At 39.9% G+C, this 24,337-nt stretch carries 34 protein-coding genes and 2 pseudogenes; 25 read left to right on the top strand and 11 right to left on the bottom strand.

All coding sequences use genetic code 11. The features are described 5' to 3' along the window. The first annotated feature begins 12 nt into the window (after positions 1-12). Positions 13-507, top strand: coding sequence for a DUF3267 domain-containing protein (locus FOF60_RS10405; RefSeq protein WP_192472479.1), 495 nt, complete (start codon positions 13-15; stop codon positions 505-507). Positions 508-544: 37 nt separating this feature from the next. Here FOF60_RS10405 and FOF60_RS10410 read toward each other — a convergent pair whose 3' ends face one another. Then, entirely contained in the window at positions 545-1,072 is a 528-nt protein-coding gene (locus FOF60_RS10410) for a hypothetical protein (protein WP_192472400.1), read from the bottom strand. A gap of 207 nt (positions 1,073-1,279) precedes the next feature. Here FOF60_RS10410 and FOF60_RS10415 point away from each other — a divergent pair, with 207 nt between their 5' ends. The 4 genes from FOF60_RS10415 (at position 1,280) to FOF60_RS10430 (ending at position 5,391) form a co-directional block, all read left to right on the top strand. Continuing rightward, positions 1,280-1,858 carry an RNA polymerase sigma factor gene (locus FOF60_RS10415; protein ID WP_192472401.1) on the top strand — a complete coding sequence of 193 codons (579 nt, stop codon included), beginning with the start codon at positions 1,280-1,282 and terminating at the stop codon, positions 1,856-1,858. Beyond that, positions 1,848-2,954, top strand: a complete 1,107-nt coding sequence (locus tag FOF60_RS10420; protein ID WP_192472402.1) for a DUF4030 domain-containing protein — start codon at positions 1,848-1,850, stop codon at positions 2,952-2,954. The genes FOF60_RS10415 and FOF60_RS10420 overlap by 11 nt, the downstream gene beginning before the upstream one ends. A gap of 99 nt (positions 2,955-3,053) precedes the next feature. Further along, positions 3,054-3,686, top strand: coding sequence for an alpha/beta hydrolase (locus FOF60_RS10425; RefSeq protein ID WP_225650263.1), 633 nt, complete (start codon positions 3,054-3,056; stop codon positions 3,684-3,686). Positions 3,687-3,876: 190 nt separating this feature from the next. After that, positions 3,877-5,391, top strand: coding sequence for a flavin-containing monooxygenase (locus FOF60_RS10430; RefSeq protein ID WP_192472403.1), 1,515 nt, complete (start codon positions 3,877-3,879; stop codon positions 5,389-5,391). 12 nt (positions 5,392-5,403) lie between these two features. Here FOF60_RS10430 and FOF60_RS10435 read toward each other — a convergent pair whose 3' ends face one another. Then, entirely contained in the window at positions 5,404-5,934 is a 531-nt protein-coding gene (locus FOF60_RS10435; RefSeq protein WP_225650271.1) for an MEDS domain-containing protein, read from the bottom strand. A 189-nt stretch (positions 5,935-6,123) separates the two neighbouring features. Continuing rightward, positions 6,124-6,885 (bottom strand): MBL fold metallo-hydrolase, encoded by a 762-nt coding sequence (locus FOF60_RS10440; protein WP_192472405.1) that lies wholly within the window; start codon positions 6,883-6,885, stop codon positions 6,124-6,126. A 118-nt stretch (positions 6,886-7,003) separates the two neighbouring features. Between FOF60_RS10440 and FOF60_RS10445 the strand changes: the two genes are divergently transcribed. The 4 genes from FOF60_RS10445 (at position 7,004) to FOF60_RS10460 (ending at position 9,806) form a co-directional block, all read left to right on the top strand. Further along, positions 7,004-7,417 (top strand): Lrp/AsnC family transcriptional regulator, encoded by a 414-nt coding sequence (locus FOF60_RS10445; protein WP_192472406.1) that lies wholly within the window; start codon positions 7,004-7,006, stop codon positions 7,415-7,417. A gap of 88 nt (positions 7,418-7,505) precedes the next feature. Continuing rightward, on the top strand, positions 7,506-7,760 hold the full coding sequence (locus FOF60_RS10450; RefSeq protein ID WP_192472407.1) for a hypothetical protein: 255 nt from the start codon (positions 7,506-7,508) through the stop codon (positions 7,758-7,760). Between the two features lie 136 nt (positions 7,761-7,896). Then, a complete protein-coding gene (locus FOF60_RS10455; protein ID WP_192472480.1) occupies positions 7,897-9,135 on the top strand; it encodes a cysteine desulfurase-like protein in 1,239 nt (412 codons plus the stop codon). A 35-nt stretch (positions 9,136-9,170) separates the two neighbouring features. Next, positions 9,171-9,806 (top strand): LysE family translocator, encoded by a 636-nt coding sequence (locus FOF60_RS10460; RefSeq protein WP_264647667.1) that lies wholly within the window; start codon positions 9,171-9,173, stop codon positions 9,804-9,806. Positions 9,807-9,865: 59 nt separating this feature from the next. On the opposite strand, the gene FOF60_RS10465 is transcribed toward FOF60_RS10460, so the two are convergent. The 3 genes from FOF60_RS10465 to FOF60_RS10475 all read right to left on the bottom strand — a co-directional run bounded on the left by FOF60_RS10465 (position 9,866) and on the right by FOF60_RS10475 (position 12,021). Beyond that, positions 9,866-10,180 (bottom strand): hypothetical protein, encoded by a 315-nt coding sequence (locus FOF60_RS10465; RefSeq protein WP_192472408.1) that lies wholly within the window; start codon positions 10,178-10,180, stop codon positions 9,866-9,868. 211 nt (positions 10,181-10,391) lie between these two features. Then, positions 10,392-11,036 carry a glycosyltransferase gene (locus FOF60_RS10470; protein WP_192472409.1) on the bottom strand — a complete coding sequence of 215 codons (645 nt, stop codon included), beginning with the start codon at positions 11,034-11,036 and terminating at the stop codon, positions 10,392-10,394. Between the two features lie 109 nt (positions 11,037-11,145). Continuing rightward, positions 11,146-12,021: a LysM peptidoglycan-binding domain-containing protein gene (locus FOF60_RS10475; RefSeq protein ID WP_192472410.1), complete on the bottom strand. Its 876-nt coding sequence runs from the start codon at positions 12,019-12,021 to the stop codon at positions 11,146-11,148. 223 nt (positions 12,022-12,244) lie between these two features. Here FOF60_RS10475 and spxA point away from each other — a divergent pair, with 223 nt between their 5' ends. The 3 genes from spxA to FOF60_RS10490 all read left to right on the top strand — a co-directional run bounded on the left by spxA (position 12,245) and on the right by FOF60_RS10490 (position 13,547). Continuing rightward, positions 12,245-12,640: a transcriptional regulator SpxA gene (gene spxA / locus FOF60_RS10480; protein ID WP_192472411.1), complete on the top strand. Its 396-nt coding sequence runs from the start codon at positions 12,245-12,247 to the stop codon at positions 12,638-12,640. Positions 12,641-12,719: 79 nt separating this feature from the next. Then, complete coding sequence (locus FOF60_RS10485; protein ID WP_192472412.1) at positions 12,720-13,142, top strand: RrF2 family transcriptional regulator; 423 nt, start codon at positions 12,720-12,722, stop codon at positions 13,140-13,142. Between the two features lie 72 nt (positions 13,143-13,214). After that, a complete protein-coding gene (locus FOF60_RS10490; RefSeq protein ID WP_192472413.1) occupies positions 13,215-13,547 on the top strand; it encodes an IDEAL domain-containing protein in 333 nt (110 codons plus the stop codon). 51 nt (positions 13,548-13,598) lie between these two features. On the opposite strand, the gene FOF60_RS10495 is transcribed toward FOF60_RS10490, so the two are convergent. Then, complete coding sequence (locus FOF60_RS10495) at positions 13,599-13,907, bottom strand: peptidoglycan-binding domain-containing protein (RefSeq protein WP_264647668.1); 309 nt, start codon at positions 13,905-13,907, stop codon at positions 13,599-13,601. Next, a complete protein-coding gene (locus FOF60_RS10500; protein WP_264647669.1) occupies positions 13,858-14,349 on the bottom strand; it encodes a L,D-transpeptidase in 492 nt (163 codons plus the stop codon). Before FOF60_RS10500 ends, FOF60_RS10495 begins: the two co-directional genes overlap by 50 nt. A 246-nt stretch (positions 14,350-14,595) precedes the next feature. Here FOF60_RS10500 and FOF60_RS10505 point away from each other — a divergent pair. Continuing rightward, a pseudogene (locus tag FOF60_RS10505) lies at positions 14,596-15,287 on the top strand (DUF421 domain-containing protein). Between the two features lie 102 nt (positions 15,288-15,389). Here FOF60_RS10505 and FOF60_RS10510 read toward each other — a convergent pair. Further along, positions 15,390-15,713 carry a hypothetical protein gene (locus FOF60_RS10510; protein ID WP_192472416.1) on the bottom strand — a complete coding sequence of 108 codons (324 nt, stop codon included), beginning with the start codon at positions 15,711-15,713 and terminating at the stop codon, positions 15,390-15,392. 261 nt (positions 15,714-15,974) lie between these two features. Between FOF60_RS10510 and FOF60_RS10515 the strand changes: the two genes are divergently transcribed. From FOF60_RS10515 to FOF60_RS10545, 7 genes are all read left to right on the top strand, one after another. Next, complete coding sequence (locus FOF60_RS10515; protein WP_192472417.1) at positions 15,975-16,523, top strand: hypothetical protein; 549 nt, start codon at positions 15,975-15,977, stop codon at positions 16,521-16,523. 64 nt (positions 16,524-16,587) lie between these two features. After that, a complete protein-coding gene (locus FOF60_RS10520; protein WP_192472418.1) occupies positions 16,588-17,004 on the top strand; it encodes a hypothetical protein in 417 nt (138 codons plus the stop codon). 135 nt (positions 17,005-17,139) lie between these two features. Next, positions 17,140-17,613 carry a hypothetical protein gene (locus FOF60_RS10525; RefSeq protein ID WP_192472419.1) on the top strand — a complete coding sequence of 158 codons (474 nt, stop codon included), beginning with the start codon at positions 17,140-17,142 and terminating at the stop codon, positions 17,611-17,613. A 114-nt stretch (positions 17,614-17,727) separates the two neighbouring features. Then, positions 17,728-17,961, top strand: coding sequence for a hypothetical protein (locus FOF60_RS10530; RefSeq protein ID WP_225650265.1), 234 nt, complete (start codon positions 17,728-17,730; stop codon positions 17,959-17,961). Positions 17,962-17,970: 9 nt separating this feature from the next. Beyond that, on the top strand, positions 17,971-18,171 hold the full coding sequence (locus FOF60_RS10535) for a hypothetical protein (protein WP_225650273.1): 201 nt from the start codon (positions 17,971-17,973) through the stop codon (positions 18,169-18,171). After that, the gene (locus tag FOF60_RS10540) at positions 18,156-18,380 is read left to right on the top strand and encodes a hypothetical protein (protein ID WP_192472481.1); all 225 of its coding nucleotides are present in this window, start codon (positions 18,156-18,158) and stop codon (positions 18,378-18,380) included. Before FOF60_RS10535 ends, FOF60_RS10540 begins: the two co-directional genes overlap by 16 nt. Before the next feature lie 172 nt (positions 18,381-18,552). After that, positions 18,553-18,723, top strand: a complete 171-nt coding sequence (locus FOF60_RS10545) for a hypothetical protein (protein ID WP_192472420.1) — start codon at positions 18,553-18,555, stop codon at positions 18,721-18,723. Between the two features lie 66 nt (positions 18,724-18,789). Here the strand turns inward: FOF60_RS10545 and FOF60_RS10550 are convergent, their stop codons facing one another. After that, positions 18,790-18,984: a hypothetical protein gene (locus FOF60_RS10550; RefSeq protein WP_192472421.1), complete on the bottom strand. Its 195-nt coding sequence runs from the start codon at positions 18,982-18,984 to the stop codon at positions 18,790-18,792. Between the two features lie 177 nt (positions 18,985-19,161). On the opposite strand from FOF60_RS10550, the gene FOF60_RS10555 reads away from it, so the two are divergent. Next, positions 19,162-20,364, top strand: coding sequence for a TolB family protein (locus tag FOF60_RS10555; protein ID WP_192472422.1), 1,203 nt, complete (start codon positions 19,162-19,164; stop codon positions 20,362-20,364). Positions 20,365-20,458: 94 nt separating this feature from the next. Continuing rightward, a complete protein-coding gene (locus FOF60_RS10560; RefSeq protein WP_192472423.1) occupies positions 20,459-21,310 on the top strand; it encodes an alpha/beta fold hydrolase in 852 nt (283 codons plus the stop codon). Positions 21,311-21,374: 64 nt separating this feature from the next. Here FOF60_RS10560 and FOF60_RS10565 read toward each other — a convergent pair whose 3' ends face one another. Beyond that, positions 21,375-22,193: an MBL fold metallo-hydrolase gene (locus tag FOF60_RS10565; protein WP_192472482.1), complete on the bottom strand. Its 819-nt coding sequence runs from the start codon at positions 22,191-22,193 to the stop codon at positions 21,375-21,377. Between the two features lie 147 nt (positions 22,194-22,340). On the opposite strand from FOF60_RS10565, the gene FOF60_RS10570 reads away from it, so the two are divergent. The 3 genes and pseudogenes from FOF60_RS10570 (at position 22,341) to FOF60_RS10580 (ending at position 24,091) form a co-directional block, all read left to right on the top strand. Further along, positions 22,341-22,727 (top strand): hypothetical protein, encoded by a 387-nt coding sequence (locus tag FOF60_RS10570; RefSeq protein ID WP_192472424.1) that lies wholly within the window; start codon positions 22,341-22,343, stop codon positions 22,725-22,727. Between the two features lie 65 nt (positions 22,728-22,792). After that, a pseudogene (locus FOF60_RS10575) lies at positions 22,793-23,003 on the top strand (IS1595 family transposase); the annotation flags it as partial. 50 nt (positions 23,004-23,053) lie between these two features. Further along, entirely contained in the window at positions 23,054-24,091 is a 1,038-nt protein-coding gene (locus tag FOF60_RS10580; RefSeq protein ID WP_264647671.1) for a serine hydrolase domain-containing protein, read from the top strand. Positions 24,092-24,337 lie beyond the last annotated feature (246 nt).

A 24,337-nucleotide genomic window follows, 5' to 3' on the forward strand; every position in this document is an offset into this window, starting at 1 on the left:
CCACAGATAAGTATGGACTTGTCTGAATGGACTCCTTTTATACAGAACAAGTGGTATCGACAACATTATATGAAGTTTGTATATCTACTTCAGTTCATTATTTTTATGTTACCCTATTTCTTTGGAACAGGTTTCACTCATATTAATGTATTTTATCTCATTATAATAGGTATTTTTGTCTTCCTTATTCACGAAAGTCTACATGTTTTAGTCGTAAACAAAAAAGGCGATATTAGCTTAACATTTAGCGGGGTATTTTTTTGGCTAAATACAGATGCAATTCTATCCAAAACAAGATTTTGGATTTTCATGAGCTTGCCCTTTATTGCATTATCGGTAGTGCCTGCCGCTATGTCTTTCTATGTATCAGGAGAAATAAAATCAATCATTTTATTTGTGTGTTGGATAAACTCAATAATTTCTGCTTCAGATATTTACAATTCATTTTTAATTGCAATTAAACCGAAAAACTCAATTTTTTACAGAGGTTATTATCAAGTGAAATAGTTTTGCTATTCTAGCAATCAAGCTATTGCGGAATCTCTTAATTTTCCATGGGATCAGTTATAACTCCATCATCAAACGGAATGTTTCGATGCTGGGTGACGCCGAATTTTTTATAGGTAATTCTTAATAAATTAATATCATTTTCTGGAGTCGTACCATTATATTGGACAGCTAGGATTAAATGAAAATCGTTATCTACCTGGTAATTTTTAATATTCATGAAATCTTCCTGTATTCCTTCTTCTAGAACTTGTTCCTCATCGAAAGCACCAATATATCGTCCTTTTGCGATATAGGGTTCAATCTTGAATTCATCATCATCCTTGGCGACTATCGTCCCGTCTTTCTTGATGAACTCGACTTTCTCGAGGGTGGGTTTTCCGATGCCTTCCCAGGTAAAATCATATCCCAGATAGAATTTCTTATCATCTTTATAATACTCAGAACCCATGGTGGTATGGCTCCATTTAGTAAAATCTCCATCACTGCTGACATAGTCAAATGTCCAAATGATCCCGACAGCGACAATGATAATCATCAACATAATCATGATTGTTTTTTTCATAAAATGCCCCCTAAGCAATCCTGAAATCAACTTAAATATATTTTTACGGTATCCAAATATGCCTAGTAAGTAGTGGTTGTTCCTTGTTTTCGCCGTTAGTGAATAATCCTCCTGCTTTAAATGTTAAGATTTATTTTAAAAAAAGTGCAACCAAATCTTTCCTTCATTTCGTTATACTTATGTAGCAAATGAAAGGAGGTTTCCTCAATGAATAAGGAACAGGAATTAATCGTTAGGATCAGGGGAGGAGACCATGAGGCATTCAGTATCCTTGTTAAGCCATTGTTGTCTTCGGCTTATAAGACAGCGTATATAATCCTTCGATCAAAAGAGCATACTGAGGATGCATTGCAAATTGCCCTGGAGGGTGCTTATGTCAGCATTATGAAAAAGAAAGATATCACGAATTTTAAGGCGTGGTTTTATCGACTTGTTTATTCTCGATCTATAGATATATACCGAAAAAACAATCGCCTGGCTTACATAGATTTTGATGATAATAGAGAAGCTCAGCTGAAAATTACTTCTGAGTCAGCTCAGCAAATCGCCATACATAAAGAAAGCAAGAGTGAAATGATTCGCCACCTGATGAAGTTGAAAAGGGAGCAGAGCTTGCCGATATTCCTTTATTATTATGAAGACATGTCTGTAAAGGAGATTTCGCTAATCCTCAATGAAAATATCAATACGGTAAAAGCAAGGATGAAGCGGGGAAAACAAAGCCTGGCAAAAATCCTTCAGGAATCCAGGCAATTTGTACAGGAGGTGAAGGTAAATGGGATCTAATAAAAAGGACAAGGTCGAATCACTTGAGCAGCTGGAGGTTCCTGAAAGTATTTTTCAAATGATCGACGAGATACCAAAGAAACAAATCTCCCCAGAAGCAGATGAACAAGTTGATGAAGATTGGAATAGGTTTCAGACCAATTTAAGAAAACAAAGAAACGGCATCATCAGAAAAAGAATGGCTATACTTTCACTTTCGGCTGCAGCGACACTAGGGCTTTTCATCAGCACAGCCTTTGTTTCACCAGCTGTAGCGCAAGTGGCATCCCGGATACCTTACCTTAATCTTATTTTTGAAAAGAAAATCGAGGTAAAAACCCTTGAAAATGAAATAAATCAAGCAATCGTGGAAAAGAATTTTACAAATATTGCACTGCATGTTAATAGAAAAGAAAAATATATAGAAGCGATGGTTTTTAATACCGAGGAATATTATCACGAAATGAAAACACCAATTAAGGATATGATCAGCGCTATTCTTAAGTCGAGGAATGAAGAAGATTACGATATCAGGGTGGCAAACGATCCGGAAGCTGCTGAACAATGGAGCAAGATTGATGTAGAATCTGATAAAAAGATTGCTGAAATAGAGAAAACGGTATATGAAGTGCTGGGCAAATACAATTATGATTCTCCAAGACACACAAGCGGGATCAGCGTGAATCGAGTCAATCTCGAGCTTCCGGTAACCGAACCAAATATCAAGAATATCCCAATCGAAATAAAAGAAAAGCTGAAACAAAGAGAACTTGGCGATATCGAAGTAAAGGTATACACATATGACCCTGGGCTTGAAGAACGTGGCGGCAAGTTCATGAAGATATTTGATTCGATTGCCACAGGGTTAAAGGCAAATCCGGAATACCAAATCGATTCTGTAGGCTTCTCTAATAACAAAAAAGAGCATTATTACATTTCGATTCGGTTGGTTTTGAAGTCAACGGATCCTGATATTGAGCAAGTAGCTGAAACGATCGAAAAAACAGTCCAGGACTTTCTCCAATCTGAACAAGCTTTACTTTCCATCCAGGATGAAAAATACCAGGTTGTAATTTCAAGCAGCGATAAGAAAAAGCTGAAGGTCATTAGCAACTAAGCATGGGACATCCCATGCTTTTTGTGCAACTTGTTCTAGTATGGAATTCGTTGATATGGTAAAATTTCCTTCAAATTAATAGGAAAGTATGTGTAAAAAATGATTGAAAGTTTCCCAGTGGCATTGTTTGGTGAGGATAGAAAAATTAGAGTGTATATGCCTTCTGGTTCTGCCGAGAAAAGATATCCTGTTCTATACATGCATGATGGCCAGAATGTGTTTGGCAACGAAGAGGCGATTGGCGGCGTGGGGCTGGAATTACACGAGTATCTGGATAAACATGAAGTGGGGCTAATTGTAGTGGCCATTGACCAGAATTCTGCTGAGAGAATAAATGAATATTGTCCCTGGGTGAATGGAGATTATACAACAAAGCTTCTGGGCAAGCCAAGTTTTGAAGGCGGAAAAGGTAAGGAGTATGTGGAGTTCATTGTCAACGAGTTAAAGCCTCTCATAGATTCAAATTATAGCACGAATCCGCATGAAACCTATATGGCCGGCATCTCTCTTGGTGCATTAATCACAACATATGCTGGATGTACATACCCTCATATTTTTAAAAGAATAGCAGGGTTTTCTTCCGGTTTTTACCGTAACCAGGAGGAGATCGAGCATTTGTTAAAAACAGCAGACCTATCTCAACTGGAAAAAGTATATCTTGATTGCGGCACGAAAGAGGGTGGCGAGAAACTCGCTGGGCCATTCCTGGAGACCAATAAAGCCATTTTTTAGATAATCAGACTAAAAGGAATTGAAGCAGAACTGAAAGTGATTGAGGGAGCGGAACATAATTATCAAAACTTCAAGAAACGAATTCCAGATAGTATTTCCTATCTATTAGCTTAGTTTGAGGAAGAGGTGATAAAACTTTATAACATTCAGAAAGTTTAAGGAAAATAAATGTAAGACAGGGGGTTGAGAGATGAAACCTATAAACAAAGCGAGAATCATCATTATCGGAAGCGGTTTTGCCGGGATTGCAGCGGCTGTCAGGCTAAAACAAGCCGGGGAAAATGACTTTATCATTCTTGAGCGGGGTGAAGACGTAGGAGGAGTATGGAGGGATAACCGTTATCCAGGCTGTGCGTGTGATGTGGAGTCCCATCTATATTCCTTATCCTTTGCGCCTAATCCAAATTGGAGCCACAAGTTCTCTTCACAACCCGAAATCTATGCGTACCTGCAGGATTGTGCCAAAAAGTTTGACCTGATAAGTCATGTGCGCTTCCGGCATGAGGTTAAGAGAATGGAATGGAACGAAGACACCTGTGAGTGGTATGTTGCCACAAGTCAGGGAGATTTTAATGCTCAAATGGTCGTTGGTGCATTTGGCGCACTTAGTAATCCCGCTATTCCAAAGCTAAAAGGTTTAGATACTTTTGCAGGGGAGGCTTTCCATTCCTCCAATTGGCCAAAGAACTTTGAACCAAAAGGAAAGCGGATCGCCGTCATCGGAACTGGCGCTTCGGCAATCCAGTTTATCCCGGCATTACAGCCTGAAGTGGACTACATGACAGTTTTTCAGAGGACCCCGGCCTGGGTAGTTGGTCGGCCTGATCAAAAAATATCCCCAACTAAGCAGAAGCTGTATAGCAAGTTTCCTTTATTGCAAAAAGCAACCAGGTTAGGGATTTATATCAGGCGCGAGTTACTTGGGATTGCTTTCCGGAATCCAAAGTATATGAAAATTGTAGCAAAAGCTGCCCTTAGCAATATGTACCGTTCCATCAAGGATCCTGTACTAAGGGAGAAGCTCACACCAGATTATATAATAGGTTGTAAAAGGATTCTTCAATCAAATGTTTACTATCCAGCAATGGCAGCACCCAACGTAAATGTTGTTACTTCAGAAGTCGTGGAGGTAACCGAGGATTCCATCATTGCAGCGGACGGTACGGAGGCAAAGGTGGATTCAATCATCTTTGGTACAGGTTTTCAAATAACAGATATCCCTTTCGCTAGATATATTTTTGGCAAGAATGGCCAGCGTTTAGCTGATGTCTGGGCCGGAAGTCCAAAAGCATATCTGGGGACAACTGTGTCAGGATTCCCTAATTTATTCATTATGCAAGGTCCTAATACTGGACTTGGCCATACCTCGGTAATTTATATGATAGAAGCACAAATTAAACAAATGATGGGGGTCTTGAAGCATATGCAGAAAAATCAGCTCGACATCATCGAACCGAGTATGGACGCCCAGAAGGGTTTTGTGGAAAATACAGAAAAATCGATGAAAGGAACTGTTTGGACAAGCGGGGGGTGTAAAAGCTGGTATCTGGACCATACGGGAAGGAACAGCACTCTGTGGCCAGGTTCTACCTATTCTTTTCGAAGATTAGCAAGCAGGGTGATTACGGGAAACTATGTCGGCGATCAAGCTTCTGCAAAAATGAAGTACCTATTAAATAATCAATCAGGCTCGCCAGATCGGTGAGCCTGAGTTCTTTCATTCTTTACCATTAATAATAAAATCATGGCAATTTATAAGGCCATCTATTAATTCTTGGCTAACCCTTTCGAAATCGTAGGCACAAACAGCTAGAAATTTTGCTTCGGCCACAATGGTATCAGATTCTTGTTCAGAAACGATTAATTTTCTGGTGATTTCTTGTTCATCCCGCCATTCTACATGAGCCCAGCTGCGAATGACTACATCGGGCTCTGAATAACCGTCGATCAGGCTAGGAAGGAAATCAGGAATGGAATTAACGCTAAAGTCTCCCTTGGCATAATAAAAGTCAAAGTTATTGATGAACTTTACTTTTTCCAAACTGTTTTCATCCACTGACTTCACGAGTTTTCTGATAATCAAGGGTCTCATTCGGTCATTTTCTACAATGATGGAATATTCTCCGTGTTCCAGTCCCGAAATAACGAAGTCAACCACTCGAGTATCATACTGTTCCTGGTTCTCAAAGAAATATAATCCGTGTCCCTTGGTAAGGCCTGCAAGTTCATTAACTTCCTTTAAATGCATACTTTCCAAATTAGCACCCCATCAAATAAAAGACATTATCAATAGAGTGTATCATACTTGAATGTTAATATGTGTTTACTTTCAAAATCTTTGTATTGGAACATTTATTGTTTATAGTTTGTTTTAACTACAGTGAAAAAGCTCAGGATCTTAATAAGCCTCTGAGCTTTCTGGGTGACCTGGAGGTTATTAAAATCTGTATGAATCTCCGTCATTTGGGACGAGAACACTTGAGGAGAATCCTTTTTCATCTGCAAAACTTTTCAGTTCTTCCCTTGATAGTGTCCAATGGTTGACGGCTTCCATATGGCTGGCGATGATTTTTGCAGAAGGAGCGGCTTTATGCACTTCATACACGTCGTCTTTCCCCATGACAAGTGAGCCGCCTTCAAGGAATTGATTATCTCCTGCATTTACGACAATGACTTCTGGTTTGTGAGTATCGATTGCTTCTTGTACACCTTCATACCAGACAGTGTCTCCTGCTACATATAAGATTTTCTCGGTATCGTGTTTAAATACAACACCACACACGAGGCCGGCAAGTTTTAATATTTCTCCTCTGCCATGCTCGCCTTTTGTTTTAATTAACTGAATGCCTTCGAAAACGGTATCATCCTGTAAAACTTCTACATTTTTAAAACCGTCATTTTGGACTGCACTGGCATCTTCCTCATTTTGTACGAACATTTTTAGTTCCTTCGGAAGCACCTCTTTGGCAGCCTCATCATAGTGGTCGAGGTGTAAATGCGTTACAATGACAGCATCTATATCATTGACCATGTCGTCAATGGACACCGGCAGGCCTACTAAAGGATTGTTTCGATCTTGCCTTAATGAATTTGGAAACGGAGGATATGCTCCTTTTTCAGCCAAAAATGGATCGATTAAAAACTTCTTTCCAGCGTATTGTACAACCAATGTTGCATTTCGAATTTGTTGTATATTCATATTCATTAGCTCCTTTTCTATAATGTATTTATAGTTTATAATAAGACCGCTTTAGACTTACATAGCTTAAATCAAGTCTTTTTCCTTTTTTACTTGAATATTGAAAGGATTTGAAACAATGTTGGATAACACTGATTCACAAATTATAGATGAGCTTACCAGGAACAGCAGGATTACCATGAAGGAACTAGGTGAAAAAGTCCATTTGACTGGCCAGGCTGCTTCAGCGAGGGTTGCCAAGTTAGAGGATCTCGGAATCATTGAAGGGTATACCATTAAAGTGAACCAAATGAAAATGGGGTATTCAGTTCATGCAATCATACATATTTTTACGAAAACTACAAATCACCAGCCATATCTTTCGTTCTTAAAAAAACAAGAAACTTACGTTATGAACCACTATAAAGTCAGTGGGGAAAGCTGTTACCTATTAGAATGCAGGTTTCCATCTAACGAGATTCTAGATGAATTTCTGACAGACTTGAGCAATTATGTGGGCTATAAGCTTTCGATTGTAATTAATAAACAGTAAAGGAGAACGCCTAATTTCTTCTCTACAGAACGGACATCCATACCCTTGTCTCCCTCCATGAATACCTTGATAGTATGGAGGTGAAAAGATGGAAAGAAAAGATCAGAAGGGTGATTTAGCTGATTTGTTTTGCGGCCATAACGTGAATAGTGTGCCTTTTCCTAAGTTAAGGGTCATTCCTGTAAGGGAAGTACCAGATGACTGTGTATTGGTTTGTGTAGGCCCAATTTGTTATTTAGCCTGCTATGCAGTTGGTGAAGACCCATTCGACGATTGCCAGATTGTTTGTTCAGAGAGCGGCCAATGCTTTATAGTTTGCCCGTATTTTCCCGAAGAAGAATAAAGATTATCTCGAGAGTGGAGCCGTTTAAAATGGTTCCTCTTTCGTTTGTCGAAAGATTAGAACTGCAATTTTTAGAAAATTATGACATAATAAGTTGATATCAGTTTGGCAGAAGGAGTGATGAGGGTTGGCTAATATGTTTCCAATCGACCAGGTGAGAGAGAGGTTTCCTGCGTTAAGTCGAAAGGATAATGGTCGGCAGGTAATATACTTTGATGGGCCGGGCGGTACGCAAATGGTCGATTATGCAATGGAATCAATGTATCGGTACATAAGGAATGGCATGGCAAATCTTCATGGTACCTTCAACACAAGTGCTGACACGGATGCAATGCTGGACAAAGCACGCGAGGCTGTCGCTGATTTGCTTGGATGCCAGGCGAATGAAGTTGCGTTTGGAGCGAATATGACGACACATGCTTTTGCGATTGCACGGAGTCTGGCTGGTTTTATTAAAAAGGGTGACGAGATTGTGGTCACCGAGCTCGACCATAGGGCCAATGTGGATCCTTGGATTACCCTTGCGAGGGATTGCGGCGCGACGATTAAGTTTATTGAACTGGATTCTGAAACTTTCACTTTAAATGTAGCAGACTTAGAAGAGATCATCACTGATAAAACAAAGCTGGTGGCCGCAGGGATGTCATCGAATGTAACAGGGACTGTGACGGATTTAAAACCAATCATTGATCGTGCGAGAGAAGTTGGCGCCCTTGCAGTTGTCGATGCAGTCCATGGAGTGCCGCATTTATCAATTAATGTTAAGGAGTTAGGGTGTGATATCCTGCTATGTTCTGCATATAAATTCTTCGGTCCGCATGTCGGCATCGCCGTGGTAAGAGAGAGTTTATTTGAAAAGCTTCCAGTTTATAAGCTAAAGCCAGCGCCTGCGGAAATACCTTACAAGCTTGAAACTGGGACTCAGAATCATGAAGGCATTGCAGGGGTGATGGGAGCCATCCAGTTCATCGAAGAGCTGGGACATGGCGAGACGAGAAGAGAACGACTGCTGTCCGGAATGCAAGCAATCGATGAATATGAGAGTAAACTTGCAGCAGAAGTGGAAAGCTTTTTGCGCAGCCTCCCGGAAGTGACGCTGTATCGTGCAGCATCTGGACGAAGGACACCAACATTTGCTTTTACAATTGAAGGTCATAATTCCCGTGAGGTCACGGCTTGGCTAGCCGATAAATTCAATATGTGTGTCGCAGATGGGGACTTCTATGCCTCCACGATGGCTGAGGTGCTAGATGTCTATCCAACAGGAGGCTGGGTACGGATCGGGCTGGCGCCTTATAATACAATGGAAGAAATCCAGAAGTTTAAAGAAGCATTGGGAGCTTTCATCCAACAGCATCAGCAAAATGCTGTATAAGAGAAAGTTAATTTTACAGTAGGGGAAGATGAACGATGTTTGGGATAAGTAATTTCGAAGTATTTTTGGCAACAGCGATTCTGCTCAATTTAACACCTGGTACAGACACTATGTACATAGTGAGCAGAAGTATATCCCAAGGCAGGACAGCTGGGATTTTCTCAGCCTTTGGGATTTCTACCGGAATCGTTGTCCATACACTCCTTGCAGCTTTCGGATTATCCGTCATATTAACACAGTCAGCTTTTTTATTTCAAACCATTAAAATTGCCGGCGCTATTTATCTGGCATATCTGGGGATTCAGATGTTAATATCCAAAAGCAATGCACGTGAACAGAAAGCTTTGCCAATCCAAAGCAACAAAAAGATCTTTTTTCAAGGCATGATCACGAACGTGACGAATCCAAAGGTGGCTTTGTTTTTCTTGGCATTTCTTCCTCAATTTATTCACGCCGATGGGGGTGCTGCAAGCCCAATTCCATTCATCATTCTGGGATTGACGTTCACCTTGACCGGGGGAGCCTGGAGTTTGCTGACTGCCTATTTCTCCTCGATGGCAACATCAAGTCTCAGGAAAAATGCAAAAGCCGGAACGATCTTAAACCGTTTGACTGGCATTGTTTTTATCGGAATGGGCATAAGCTTGCTGAAGACAAAAGCTGCATCTTAACCATGGAGAAACTAGAGTAGTCTGGACATTGTGCCAGGCTATCTTCTATTAAGAAGTGATTAATAGTTTTTATATCGTACATACTCATAGTTTGAAGTAGGAATTCGTTTTAAAATGTGGCCGTCCTGGTCGCGATGGATTTCGTACTCTCTGTAGGTTTCAACGATATATCCATCTACTTCCTTGTCCAGGGATTCTATGTGCAGGTATTCAAATTCAGGCAAGATGGTCTCTAAAATTTCATTGTCATTCTGGACACTGGCGTCGGTTTCCAAATATTCGAGATCAGCGTTTTTCTGGGCATTTTGCGGATAGGTATAGACCAGGTATATACAGAATAGCAAGAGTGCGGATAATCCTAGTATTCTTATCAATTTAATGGCTCCTTTTGTTCAAGTTACATTAAACCTTATGCCTGTCCAGGAAAGAATATAACCGAGGGGTTGAGTGTTAGTTAAGAAGGTTATATATGCCCGAAGTGATGCTTAAAGATTTTACTTGCATTCAGCGTACCGTTTCTTATTCTTTACCTTTGAAAAATCAAAGAAAATCCCTGGTGTCCGTCTAGACCCCAGGGATTTAACGTTATTTCTTAAACTTCTCAGGGAACTGCTTGACGACAGCTTCAGAAATGGCATCGGCCATCATGATGATATGACTCATTCCGTCATCAATTGAAACGATTCGTGCTGCCCAGTCTTTATCCAGGCTTGCAGCAAGGTCATCTGCCACCAATTTGAGATGCGCATATAGCAGCTTTTTAACCTCTTCATTTTTTAAGTTCGGGTTGGCACTGCTAAGGAAGGCCGAGATATCATCAGCATTTCGATACCATTCTTTATTTAGCTGATCCAGCTTTGCTTTATCTCCACTTTTGGCTGCTTCGACAATACCTCCAGCGATGACAATATGCTCTTTAAGCAAATCTGTAAGCTTTTTCCCAGCGTGCTCGCCGTACACCGGTTTAATAGCATTTCCGATATCCTCCTGGTTTTTCAGGAGTCTCTCGAGCACCTCTTTTTGGTCCTCAGCACCAGCTGTTGTGGCACTTGTAATATAGTTGCTTGTCCATAAAACATGGTCAACCCACAGTCTCCGGAAACCATTCTCGAATTTCACCTCAGATTGGGTGATACATTTGTGTTGTGGTTTAGCATAGGCAGGTGTTGATCCTGCCATCATGTTTAGCGGGAATAATAAAATAAAACCCATCAACAATAATTTTTTCATTGTACCTTCTCCTTTTTATGTAAATTGTATCCTCCTTATTATTTATTCCTTGCATATTTCTATCCCCAAAAATAGTTCAAGAAAAAACCGCCAAGCGGCGGTCTCGAATCTAATTATCTAATCTGCTTAAATCAAAATATTGGACGGTTTTTCCATCACGGTCGAACTGGATGATTAATTCATTCTTGTTAAATTGGTAGATGAATTGTTCGCAAGTCGCGCTTTCGTAGCAGGAGACGCTCTTTACTTCATTAGGGTATCCATATATCTTGATAACCTGACTTTTGTCTTTCGGAAGGGAACTTAGTTTTAAATATTCCGGATAGACTTGCAGACCGAACACCGAACCATTCTTCATTTTAAAATTCACGCGGACTCCGGCACCTTCTCCAGTGTAGTTCAGCGACCTGATATTCAGCTGATCCTCGGTTTTTAACGGTTTCCCGAATTTCTGCAGAAGCTGGCTATAGGTGGAACCAATATAAACACCATGAACATTAAGGTTCTTATTCGTATCGATGTAAGCATCTTTAATGCCATTTTTGATCAATAAAGCCTTTTGTTTTTCCGCATTTGCTTTTTCAGAAAAAACTCCAGCCTGGATGCGGTATAAGGTTTTTTCGTTAATGACCTTTGTGATGACTGTGGCTTCAATTCCTTTCTTCTTCAGAACTGCGATTTGCTTCGCTGCATTGTCTTTCTTGGAAAAAGAACCCCCGACTACTGCATACATAGATTGTGATTCAGCCAAGCCGGGAAGGAGAAGTTTTTGGCCAATATAAATAGTATTATTCTTCAAACCATTGAAATCCTTTAACTCCTCGACAGTCAGGTTGTATTTTTTCGAAAGGCTGTATAATGTATCGCCTTTTTTAACAGTGACAGCATGATTATCTGCATAGCCAGACCCGTTGGTAAAAAAGAGTAAGGAACCGATCAATAAGAGACTCAACCCAAGCTGTATGAAACGTTTTGTCTTCATCATTTTTTATCACCTCAAATAGTTTGACGAGAGGATTTCAACAGAGTTTCGAAAGGATAAGCCTATTTTAAAAGGAATGAGAAAATGGGGAGTGACCTAGAAACGACTATTGACTTTGTTAACTGTAAAGTTTATTATTACAGTATTAGTATTTTTTAAATTTAAGAACCTATTGCTGTTTATCTGTAATTTTTATCATTACAGTTGAACGAAGGAGCTGTGGATTATGGTAACTTTATATATCACATCAAGCTGTGCTTCCTGCCGGAAAGCAAAAGCGTGGCTGCAGGAACATCAGATTGATTTTATTGAGCGAAATATCGTATCTGAACCACTCACAGTCGATGAAATTAAATCTATTCTTCGCCTGACAGAGGATGGAACGGAAGACATTATCTCGACGAATTCAAAAACCTATAAGCAGCTGGATGTGGATATTGACTCTCTTCCGCTGAATCAGTTATATGATTTAATCATTAAAAACCCGCAAATGCTGCGCCGTCCGATTATCCAGGACCATAAACGCCTGCAGGTTGGGTATAATGAGGAAGAAATTCGCAGTTTCTTGCCGCGTAAGCTGCGTACATTCTCCGGCTTTGAGTGGGAAAACATCGCGAATTAGTGCTCAAAATACTTTTTGCTTTTCAATTAACTGGATAAAATGTAGTATATAGCATAACAAATCTGTTAGGAGGCAGGCAATGAACAGCGATTTTACTCTTGCCATTCACAGTTTAACCTTACTTGCTCTGCAGCCGGACAGAATGTCGACAAGCGAAGCGATCTCGGAGAGTGCTGGAGTTCATCCTGTACGGATCCGCAAAGTGCTGGGCCTGTTAAAAAAACATGGATTTATCAAATCAAAAGAGGGAACCGGCGGCGGCTTCATTTTTGCACTGGATTTAAATGAAGTGAACCTCTGGGATATCTATAAATTGACCTCCGAAGGGGCACTGCAGCCTAAGTGTCCGGACTCTAACGAAAAATGCGTTGTCGGAGCAAATATGCACAAAGTGTTGTTTGCCATTTTCCTGGGTGCTGAAGAACATTTGGGAGAATATTTAAAGCACTATTCCATAAAGGAAGTAGTCGACCTGGTCAAAGAAACAAACTGTTGTGACTAAGAGCACGCCAGCTTTCTTAGCTGGTAAATGTAATGAAAAATATTACAGTTTATATTAAATGAGGTGACATATATGTTTTCCAATAATGACACGATTTTAAGAGTAGGCGATTGGATCAAGGGAAAATCCAGAGATGGAGAATTATTCATCGGATATATAGAGTCACTTGATATTTTGGATGATAAAGTAAATGCAACAATCACATCAAGTGATGATGAATCAATGGTAGGCAAAACGATTCCAATGTCCACTAACGGAGTGAAAAAACTGCCTAATCCGAAGGTGAAAAACAAAGAACAAATTCAATATCTAATTGATCTCGCGCTTGCCACTGGAGATGAAGAATGGTTCTTGGAGCTTTCCGAAAAGCTGAACTCGATGAGGGAACTTGTTAAAGGCGTATAAAGATGAAGACGGTCCTTCCTGTTTAGGAGGGACCGTCTTTTTGTGCAGATGCTATTTCATTCCGAGTGCCTTTTTGGTGGCAGGTCCAGCGACACCGTCTACCTTGAGCTTCTTCGCCTTTTGGAAACTCTTTACGGCTGCTTCTGTTGCCGGACCGAATACACCGTCGATTCCTTTCGTACTGTAGCCTTTGTTTGTCAACGCCTGCTGCAGCTGCTTCACTTCAGGACCTCGCATCCCTTTTTTCAGGACAGTACTTGATGGAACAGCAGTCACTGGAACGGAAGCCTGGCCGGAAACCTTATACCCATTAGCGGATGCGATCGCATTGAAGGATTTTTTGGATTGATGTGATGACAACCGGAGTGTTTACCTTAACCTGGTCATAAAGCCATTGCACTTCGTTGTCGTACATCCTGATACAGCCGGCACTAACGTATCCGCCGATTGATTTAGGATTATTATTACCGTGGATCGCATACGTTGTTCCCCATGTGCCTCTTGCATTTAAGCCCAGCCATCTGTCGCCAAGCGGATTCCTTGGGTCCCCGCCAGGAATCTTTCCACTGTAATATGGGCGATTCTTGATTTTGTTCACGATCTTGAATTTGCCCTCAGGCGTGTAGGATGCTTTCCGCCCAGTACCCACCTTAAACGTTTTTACCAGTTTATTATTTTTATAATAAGCCAGTTGATTGATAGACTTATTAATGATAATCAAATCCCCGCCGGCAGCCTCTGCAGGTGCCTCAAAAAACATCATTGATACAAGAAGCATCATTGATACCAGCCACTTTTTCATTCCCCATCCCCCTGATTCATTTGCAGGCCGATCTACACAAAAGTCTTTGGTCCTGCTGTATTAGTAAAGATATTTACATACTTATAAACGGTTTTTTATTATAAAAGTTACATGTTTTACCGTTAAATGGTAATGAAATTGTTTGACAAAAAATTCGATTCATTTGTCGTTTTTTGCAGATATTTTTTTAAAAAATGATTCAACTTCTGAAAAACTTCCCATAATGGGGAGGAAGGAGTGGGAGTGTTGAATCATTACTTATCAATCGCACTAGAATTAACAAGCGGGTTTGTGTTTTTATTTATCATGACGAAATTGCAGGGGAAAACTCAGTTCTCCCAGATAACGCCCTTTGATTTTATTTCTGCCATTATCCTTGGTGAACTTGTAGGAAATGCGATTTATGATCACGAAGTGAAGATTGGCGAAATTGCCTTTGCTGTAACATTGTGGGGAGTACTCGTTTATGTGACTGAGACTATTACTCAAAAATTCATGTCATCGCGGAAGCTGCTTGAGGGCGAGCCGAATATTGTAGTCCGTAAAGGAAAGATTAAATTCGAAGCTTTGAAAAAAGCAAAGCTGGATATCAATCAGCTACAGAGTCTTGTCAGGCAGCAAGGTTACTTCTCACTTCGCGAAGTGGAATATGCCATCATGAAACGAATGGGATGGTCAGTGTCCTGCCCAAAGCGGATTATGACACACCTAAAAATAGCGATATGAAAATCAAAGCAGACGAACCAAGCCTGCCAGTCAACATGATCCTTGATGGTGAAGTGGTAAGCGATAATCTTAAAGAAGCCGGCGTCGATGAGCAATGGCTGAAAAATGAGTTAGAGAAACAGAAAATCCATCATGTTGAAGATGTACTATTTGCCGAATGGATGGAGAATGAACCTCTTTATGTTTTGAAATACGAGAAGAAGGCGAACTGAACAGGGCTGAGCCGGTAGTTGCCGGCTCGGCCTTTTTGTGTGTGATTTTTCGAAATATGTTCGTTGAAATAGTGACCTGCATTTGCTAACTTGTTTCAAAGTTTAATCAACCGTGAATATAACTAGGTCAACTGGAAATAAAACGTGCTCAACCGGGAATAAAATTGGGTTAACCGGGAATATATCATGTTCAACTGGGATTAAAATTGTATCAACGGGGATTAAATCGTGTTCAACAGGGATTAAAAGAAAAACAACGGGGATTAAATCGTGTTCAACAGGGATTAAAAGAAAAACAACGGGGATTAAAGTTAGACTAATCGTTAAAAAATCTTCTGCAACCGTTAAATTAATCGAGTCAACCGTATAATTAAAGGAGCTAACCGTTAAAATATATTCGCCAACAAAAGAATCAAGGTAAAACACAAAAAGGCTGAACCCAGGAATAAGATATGGTTCAGCTTTTTACTGTTTTGAGGCGCGAAAATGCGGTTAAGCAGAAAAAAGCGTCAACCATTCGCCTTATGGGGGCATGAAATGGTTTTTTGGGATGTTGACTTCACCAAGACTTACAATATATGGTTAAATAAAACTATAACTTTTCTTAGGCAGTTTCCTTTAAATCTTGATAGATTCTAGTAATCTACGAAACTGACGAAATGGTGAGTATTAAGGGAGAAGGAGTTAATGATGACTAAAAGAATTCGTCTTCTTGTGATTATTGGTATTGCATTATTTGGAGGATATTTTTTTAACATACTCTTAAAAGATGATAGTAAAGAAATCGAAAGCATTGTTCATACGATCAATGAACCTTTATTGAGTATGGCACATGTGGAATTTTTAGATAAAAACCATGCCGTTGCCTTTTATGAATCAGTTCCAACAGGTGAATTATATTTTGGAACAGCCATTTTTAAGAAAGGAATATTGGGATGGGAAGCCTTGGGTTCTTATTCCAGTCAGATAACTAAAGACAGGAAATTAGACTGGGGCTACTCTAATTTGGAACAAAATGAGTTTGCCGGTTATACCGATTTTATTAGGGGTAAGATTTTATCACCTGAGATTGAGAAAGTAAAAGTTGTAACAAAAGAAGGTAATGATTACGAAGCTAAGATTATTGAATACAACAATAGTGAGCGGCTTTGGTTCTTGATCTCCAAAGGCGAAGAACTTTTAGGTGCTTCCATACTAGGGATATCTAAAGAAGGAAAAGTCATAGAGAAGTTATAACGTGAAAGTGGTAACGTAATCCGGAGAAATCCGTCTGTTTATATATAACGGAGGAGGAATAACAATGAACCTCAAAAAAGTTGTGTATGGAATGCTGATACTGACCTTATTGCTAACTGGCTGCGTAAGTGAATCTGTAGAAATTATCAGGGTAGATATGCGAAACAAGGAAAATGATCAATATGAAACTCTAAAAACAATCATGAATTCAAACAAAGTAACGGAAGTCAAAAACATACTTAATGAAGTAACGTGGCAGGATGGTAATTGGGCTACTACAAGAGATCCTGCTTATATAATCTATTTTTTCTTGGATAAAGACGAAACAGAAGGAAAACAAGCTCCGTCAGCAGTTTACGAACTATATCCAGAACACAATGATAATATGATAGGAATTCTTTCCGACGCTGAAAAATATGCAAAGTTGAGTGAGGAAGATTCACAAAAGCTGATGTCTATTTTGACTTATGATGAACAATAACAGGAAAGAATGATTTTTTAGCATGCAGGATAGCAACCATCAGAAGGCTGGTTCTGCGGATGCTTGGGATTGAAGGTGCCAGGTTAGAGATAACCATACTATGAAGACATCGTCTAATTTATGGAGGATATATTGATGAAGAAAAGTGCAATTATATTATTCGGAATCATCATGATTGTAGCTGCTTGTTCACCCGAAGAAAAAATTCTTAATTTCAATGATAATAGCGGCGAAAAAGAAAGAATTGATTTGGTAAAGTCTGTCAGTATGATAACAATAACAGGAAACGGCTTGGGATGTTTTTCAGAAACTGAGGGCCAGCTAAAGGAGGGAAAAGTAGTTTTTGAACAAACCGAAGAAATAGAAGTTATTTTAAAAGCATTAGAGGATGCCTCGTCTCATTCGGGTCCAATGACAGATGAAGGTGAAAATTTTCAGATATTACTTTCCTACAAAGATGATACCTCTGACACAATACTCTTATGGCTTTATCCTGACAGAAACACAGGGAGAATCCAAAGAGAGAATTACACTGGACCAATGTTCTTACTACGTAAAGAAGATGTACAAAGTATTGTGAAATTGATAGATAAGAAGAGCTTGCAATAATCTAAAGGAGCAACCAGGACAAGTGTATTGGCAGCTCTTTTTTCATATGTAATGAACGAGGATGAGTTGACAAGATTAGGGATAAATGTATAAAAGGTATGGGATGTGCTAAAAGTGAACTTTAGACCTTCGCAAAGGATTAGACCAATTTTTCGGTTGATTAAAAGGAACGAAATATTAGAAGCTATTCGACTTATACAAATTGATATGGTTGAATTGGAGAAGGAGTTAAAAGGTGATTATCCAAGTATTGTTATGGATGCCATTGAGGATACCTTAAACAGATATAAATTTGATTTAGGTTATTTAGAATGTAGACTGTCTAGATTGGAAAAGAAACAAGGTTAGGATTTCAAACTGAAATCCAAAAGCTCTTTCAGGTTTATTACTCTTAAAGGCAGGACACCCCTGCAAATGGCTTTGCGGCAGATTTTTGCGCTTATTCCCGTACTGGACAATTACAAGCATTATTTTATCGATGAAAAAGAGATTGAGAAACTTGAACGTTATGGTGAGGGCTGTCTTGATGATCACCCGCAAAAATCCTTTATTTTTTAAGAAGGCATTTACAGCCGGATAATTTAAAACGTCTTAAGAGACGCAATACAGGCAAAAAACAGAAGCTTGCATTGAAAGAGTTCGCGCTTGGAATCGAAGGAATCCGCCGATTCGTGAACGGAGAATCCATCGAGAGAGTTCACGAATGCGTCCTTGCCACCCTGGCAATGGTACAAGATGCCGGATACGCGTTTGTAGAATATGATTAGAAGCTGAACCAGGTTGATGATGGTTCAGTTTTTTTGTGGAGCCAAGTTGAGGGAACTTAAACAAACGAAAAACCGCAACCGGGAATAAAACTGCAGGAACCGGGATTAAAAATCTTAAAACCAGGATTAAAACTGATAAAAGCGGGATTAATATTGTGGAACCGGAGGTAAAATGGCAGCAACCAGAGATAAAACTGCTGCAACCAGAGATAAAACTGCTGCAACCAGAGATAAAACTGCTGCAACTGGAGATAAATCTGATACAACCGGAGATAAGTTCAGAAAACCTTTAAGCTCTGTACAATGCTGCTTTCTGAATAGGAAAGTAGCTCTGTTAAAATAGGAGGATCGATATATTTCACATTTGATCCACTATTAAGGAAGTATAAAACCCTGCAAATGCAGGGTTTTAACTATGGTCCAGCCGCTTAGTCTGGATCCACCAATCAATATGGTCTGAGTTAAAGACATATAGATTTTTAGCAGGTCTTAGATGTGGGATGTCTTTCTCAGCAATGAATTGCTGGATCTGTTCCTCGGTTAGCGGAAAGCCTGCCGAGGCCAGGTATGCGACCAGATTGGGAATTCCATAGATTTTGCTCACCTAACCACCTCCCGCAAAACTCTCCTTTCCCATCAGGAAAAAGAAAGCTCAGCAGAAAGTACTTAGCAAGCAAGTCGGCTAGCATAGATTTTCTTTACCCTTTTTTGAATTAAAATAACCCCCTAAATAAGAATCCTCTCCAGGGGACAGGACACTCTATTAACAGGAGGGATGTTCTTGAGACTGAGGATATTATTGTACGGAGTGCTGATGTTTCTTTTACCAATAGAAGTAAGCGCTGAATCACCACTGACTGCTGCTTTTGTCCGTGACCATCAGTTGTGGATCAAAACCGGAGGTGAAGAGGTCCAGGTGACGAAGCGCCGAGATGTGCAATCGCCAAAATGGTCTTATGATGGGCGGTTTATTGCCTTTATTGACGGAGATGAACACGGTGAAAAATCAGATCTGTTCATTTATGATACCCAGGAAAAAGAGAGCTTTCAGCCATATCAAATTGAGACGTCTGATTATAAATGGTCCCCGATTAAAAACCAATTGGCCTATAATTCTCATGGTGTATTGAATGTAACAAGAATGAAGGATGGCAGGCCAAAGGGATTTGAGAATGTGGCCCTGGGTGTGAGTGGCTTCGAATGGTTCCCGAATGGAAGGGAATTCATTGTTTCCTCTCAATCAAGTTTACGGCCAACCGGGTGGGGGCCAGTTCCACTTTATAAGATCCCGATCAACGCAAACTTGGATAAAAATAAGATGGAATCCTTTTATACCATTAAAACACGTGAACCCGATTTGTTCGGGATTGATGCCGACTTTTTCAAGTGGAGTAATGATGAAAAATGGGTTGCTTTCATACTGATCCCCACAGCTTCATGGTCGATGGATAGCAATACATTATGTGTCCTTTCCAACGAGGGAATACAATTTCAGTCGGTGGGGAATATGCTGGGCTTTAAAGACTGGATGAAGTGGGCGCCAGCAGCCAATCAACTTGCCTATATTTCTGGAGAAGGGCGTTTTTTTGTGGAAAACAAGAAAACCAGCATCGCGGATATGCCGGCCGTAATCCAGCAAAAGCAGTACACCCCTGAAGGCTATGTTGATCTAGATTTAGATTGGTACTCTCCTGATAAAGTGATTGTAGCCCGTTCGAAAGAAAACAAGGAGTGGGATGAAGGTCCTGTTCCAACGATGTTCACAGCACTGTATGCCATCGATATAAAAAAGGATGAACAGACCAAAATTTCTAATCCAAAGAAAAACGAATTCGATCGTCAGCCACAAGTTGTCGGAACTAATATTACCTGGCTGCGTCAGGATGGCAAAAAGATTGATTTATGGGTGAAACGGGGATTGGATGGCAAGGAATATAAATGGATCGAGAACATTGAGGAAGAACCTGTCTTTCTACAGCCATAAGAATAACCGACAAAAGCGTTAGTCCCAATGGAGGATTAACGCTGTTTTTGTGGAATTATTTTACTTATAGAACTTAATCAAGAAGGAGAAAGATATGTGGGAACAACGACTGGTTCAGACAGAAAGAGGTCAGTTTGAAGTATTTGTGGCAGGTAAAGGGGAGCCGCTCTGTGTGACTCATCTGTATAGTGAATTTAATCATCTAGGAAATTATTTTGCCGATTTGTTTGCTGACTATTTTACAGTCTATCTAGTGAATTTGAAGGAAGCAGGAAAGTCAGCGAGAGTGCAAGAGGAAGATGAGCTAAGCATGAGTCAGTCAGTTGAGGACTTGGAAGCGATTAGGACGGTGCTCGGTTCTAAACAATGGAGTTTTGCCGGACATTCCACTGGGGGCATGTTAGGGCTAGTGTATGCTGCTCAATATCCTGGTTCATTAAGGAGTCTGATAATTGGCGGGGCATCAGCTACAAATCAATATATGGAGCATAGAGATAGCATATACAGTGCCAAAAACCCTGCAAATAAAAGATTGAAGGAGATCTTCTCCATCCTAAAATCCAGTGACTCAACAAGGGAGGCGAGAATGGAGGCTGGCAGAGAATGGACCGAAATGTCATTATTTGATCCAGGCCGATTTGATGAGTATTTTTCTAAGCCAAGCAGTGGAAAAGTGGTTCAGCAGCGATTGGATTATTTTTCGTATGAAGAACTTCCATCTTTCGATATTAGACAGGCCATTTCAAAAATCAATACGCCAACTATTGTTTATTGCGGCAGGCATGACTCGCAATGTCCTTTTGTTTTTTCAGAAGAAATACATCATCTGATCACTGCTTCGAATTTTTATGTCTTTGAAAAAAGCAATCATTCACCCTTCCTGGAGGAAAAGGAAAAATTCAAAGAGATGATCGAGGATTTTTTTGAAATGATCAAGGGCTGTTAAACCTGATAATGAAGTGGACCAAATAGAAAGGCCTGCCTTAATGTAGGCAAGCCTTGCTAACCATCTATTTTTCACCATCCACATATTTCCCGTAATCGGGGATGGCAATGTCGTCAAATTCATCAACGAGCTTTCTGAGATTTTCTCTTAAAGTCTCGGCTGCCATCGGGATTCCGTGCCCGGTGATGGCGTAAGTGGGTTGCAGTGCCTCCAACTTCTGGACGGAGGTGCGGGCTGCTTCCCAATCGGTCGTCAAATAACGGGGAGGGCCGCTTATTTCCTGGTCCTGAGTCAGCACGCTGTACAGGGATTCTTGTTTGACCGTTACAAAAGCATCGCCTGCAATCAGGACGCGGTCGGACTCCCTGAACAGTGACACATGCCCAGGAGTATGTCCCGGGGTATGCAGCCATGTCCATCCGGTCATATGCGGTATCGTTCCATCCTCGTTCAGAGCTTGTACATGGGTTCCAAGATCAATTCCCTCATGCGGAAAAGTAGGGGACATCTTAGCAACCAGGCCGCCCTCGACTGTGGCATCAGGCTTGGGGTAATCTTGTTGTCCTGTTAAAAATGGAAGCTCAAGCTGGTGGGCATATACAGGTACCTCCCAGCGCTCGACTAAGTCGATTATGGCGCCAACATGATCAAAATGACCGTGAGTTAAAATGATTGCCTTCGGTCTTGCTCCTTCACCAAAAATCTCTTCTGCAGCTTCAATAATTTTATCAGCAGACTTTGGCATTCCGGCATCGATCAGCACCCAGTCACCAGGTTGTTCGGAAATGCGGACAAAACAAACGTTTACAATCTGGACAGTAAGGCTGTATACACCAGCCGCACCATTCTGAATCATCCCGCTCATTGTTGAAGTCATAGGCATATAACGTTGTGTTGAAGAGCTTTCTTTCACTAGTAAAACCTCCCATATATGAGCATCTCTTTGAGTATACCCCGAGTAAGGCTTTCGTATGCCGTGAGTTTAGGAAGGATAAAGTCTCGTTAAATTACGTTTAAAGGAAGAAAACAAATGCTGAAACTGAAAATCATGGTACTTACACTACTGATTCTAATATTGTTCCTGGCCGGCTGCAGTGCAGATGGCGGCAGAGTGACTGCAAGAGATGTTCTAAAGCAGAATGATAACGCGGATATTTTGAAATATGATGGTTTTATCTACAGTAATGTCACGAACTTGGAATGGTTTGAAAAAGAAAAGGAACGGATTCAAAAGGGTGAGGAAATCGGAAAAATCAAAAAAGTTACGACATCAAGCCTGTTTTTCACAAATTTTTCAGCTACAAAGTTACCTAAAGGAACCGTTTTGTATGATACGAATGACGGGAATAAAGGGACGATTTATGTAGAAACGGAGAATGGCGAGGCCATGTATTATATTCAGTTACTTGAAGGGTAGAATCGTCTGTTTTTTTAAGGAATGTACACCCCACTTTTTAAGTGAATTTCTTTTATAATAGCTTCCAGAACGTCAACAGCTACCACAGTAGGCTAAAAAGGATTTAAGGGTGTTGCAACGAAGTATCTTAATAATTATCTTACTTGGTTACAAGTTTTAAAAACTATTTAACACCAAAGAAATGACGTTAACATAAAAGACTTGATAATTAAAGGAAATCTAATACCAAATATAGAAACTTATAATACACTTACGTCATCAAATATCGTGATATAACAAGTGCAGCTTCTTCAACGAAGCATTAAGAGTGAAATATAAAGGGGATAGTGGATTTAGAGATGAATATAACCTTTAACAAAGATGCATTTAAAGATCTCACCTTATATACAGAAAAAGTAAGAAGAGATATGAATGCATCAGGTTCTGCATTGGTTATTATGAAAGATAATAAAATAGTACACGAGTGGTATTCTGGAAGGCACCATTATGAGCAAGGTGCAATACAGATAAATAGCAATTCAAGATTCAATGTATATTCCGTTAGAGTTACTTATATTGGATTTGCCATTGCATTAGCTATATATGAAGGCTTATTAAACCTGGATGATAAATTAAGTGACTATTTAGATGATGAATATAATAAAGACATCCTTGGAGAGGCAACAATCAGACATTTATTAACAAGATGTACTGGTCTAAAATTTGAAAATAGAACAGTTTACCGTGTCTTTGATCTAGGAACTAACATCGAGGGAAAGAGACCCGAAATATTAGCGAAGATCTTATACAAAGCTACTGGCATGACAGTAAATGAAGTCCTATCAAACAGAGTGTTTAAGCCCTTGAATTGGACAAACACTGGTTGGGTTACTGAAGGGAATAACAATTTAGTCTGTGATATAGATACGTTAAAGAATTATCCAACATTAAGAATTGGCTCAAATATAGGTGATGAAAGAAATCTTTATGTAAGTGCCAAAGAATTAGCATTTTGGGGTAATTTACATTTAAACAAAGGGATATTTGAAAATAGGTCAATACTTCCACAAGAAATATTTGAACTAACTACTACGGTGCAAAGCCCTAATTCCTTACCCCATCAACTTCCGAAATTCGGGTTTCTATGGTGGGTGAAAGATGGTGATATATCTGTTGATTACAATGAATTAGGTTCAGAATTACCCGCAGGTTCCTACCAAATACTTGGGGCATCTGGATGTTCCTGTACTGTCATTCCCGAATATAATGCAGTGGCCGTTAGAATGTACAATAGTTTAAATGCATACGAGAAATTAGGGTTCGATTTTATAAAAGATATTCAAATGTTTGACAACCTGGTTAGTTCGAATCTAAAAAACTTATAGAGTGGCAGCTATTGTAGTAACGGGGCGTTAAACAAAACAAACGATTAGGCTGTCATTATATGGCAGCCTAATTAAATAGTATAATCAACATTAAACTAACACAGCTTTTTTAATAAAAGAGGGGGATGAAATGTCTCGATATTTTTGGCATTACTATGATTATTTCTGGTTCTCTCCTTCTAATCATTGCCTATGGAAAGGAAACAGGGGATGCTGAACAATCATTGGTCATCGCATATTCCTTCC

The sequence above is a fragment of the Mesobacillus jeotgali genome (genome assembly GCF_014856545.2).
Lineage (GTDB): Bacteria > Bacillota > Bacilli > Bacillales > Cytobacillaceae > Mesobacillus.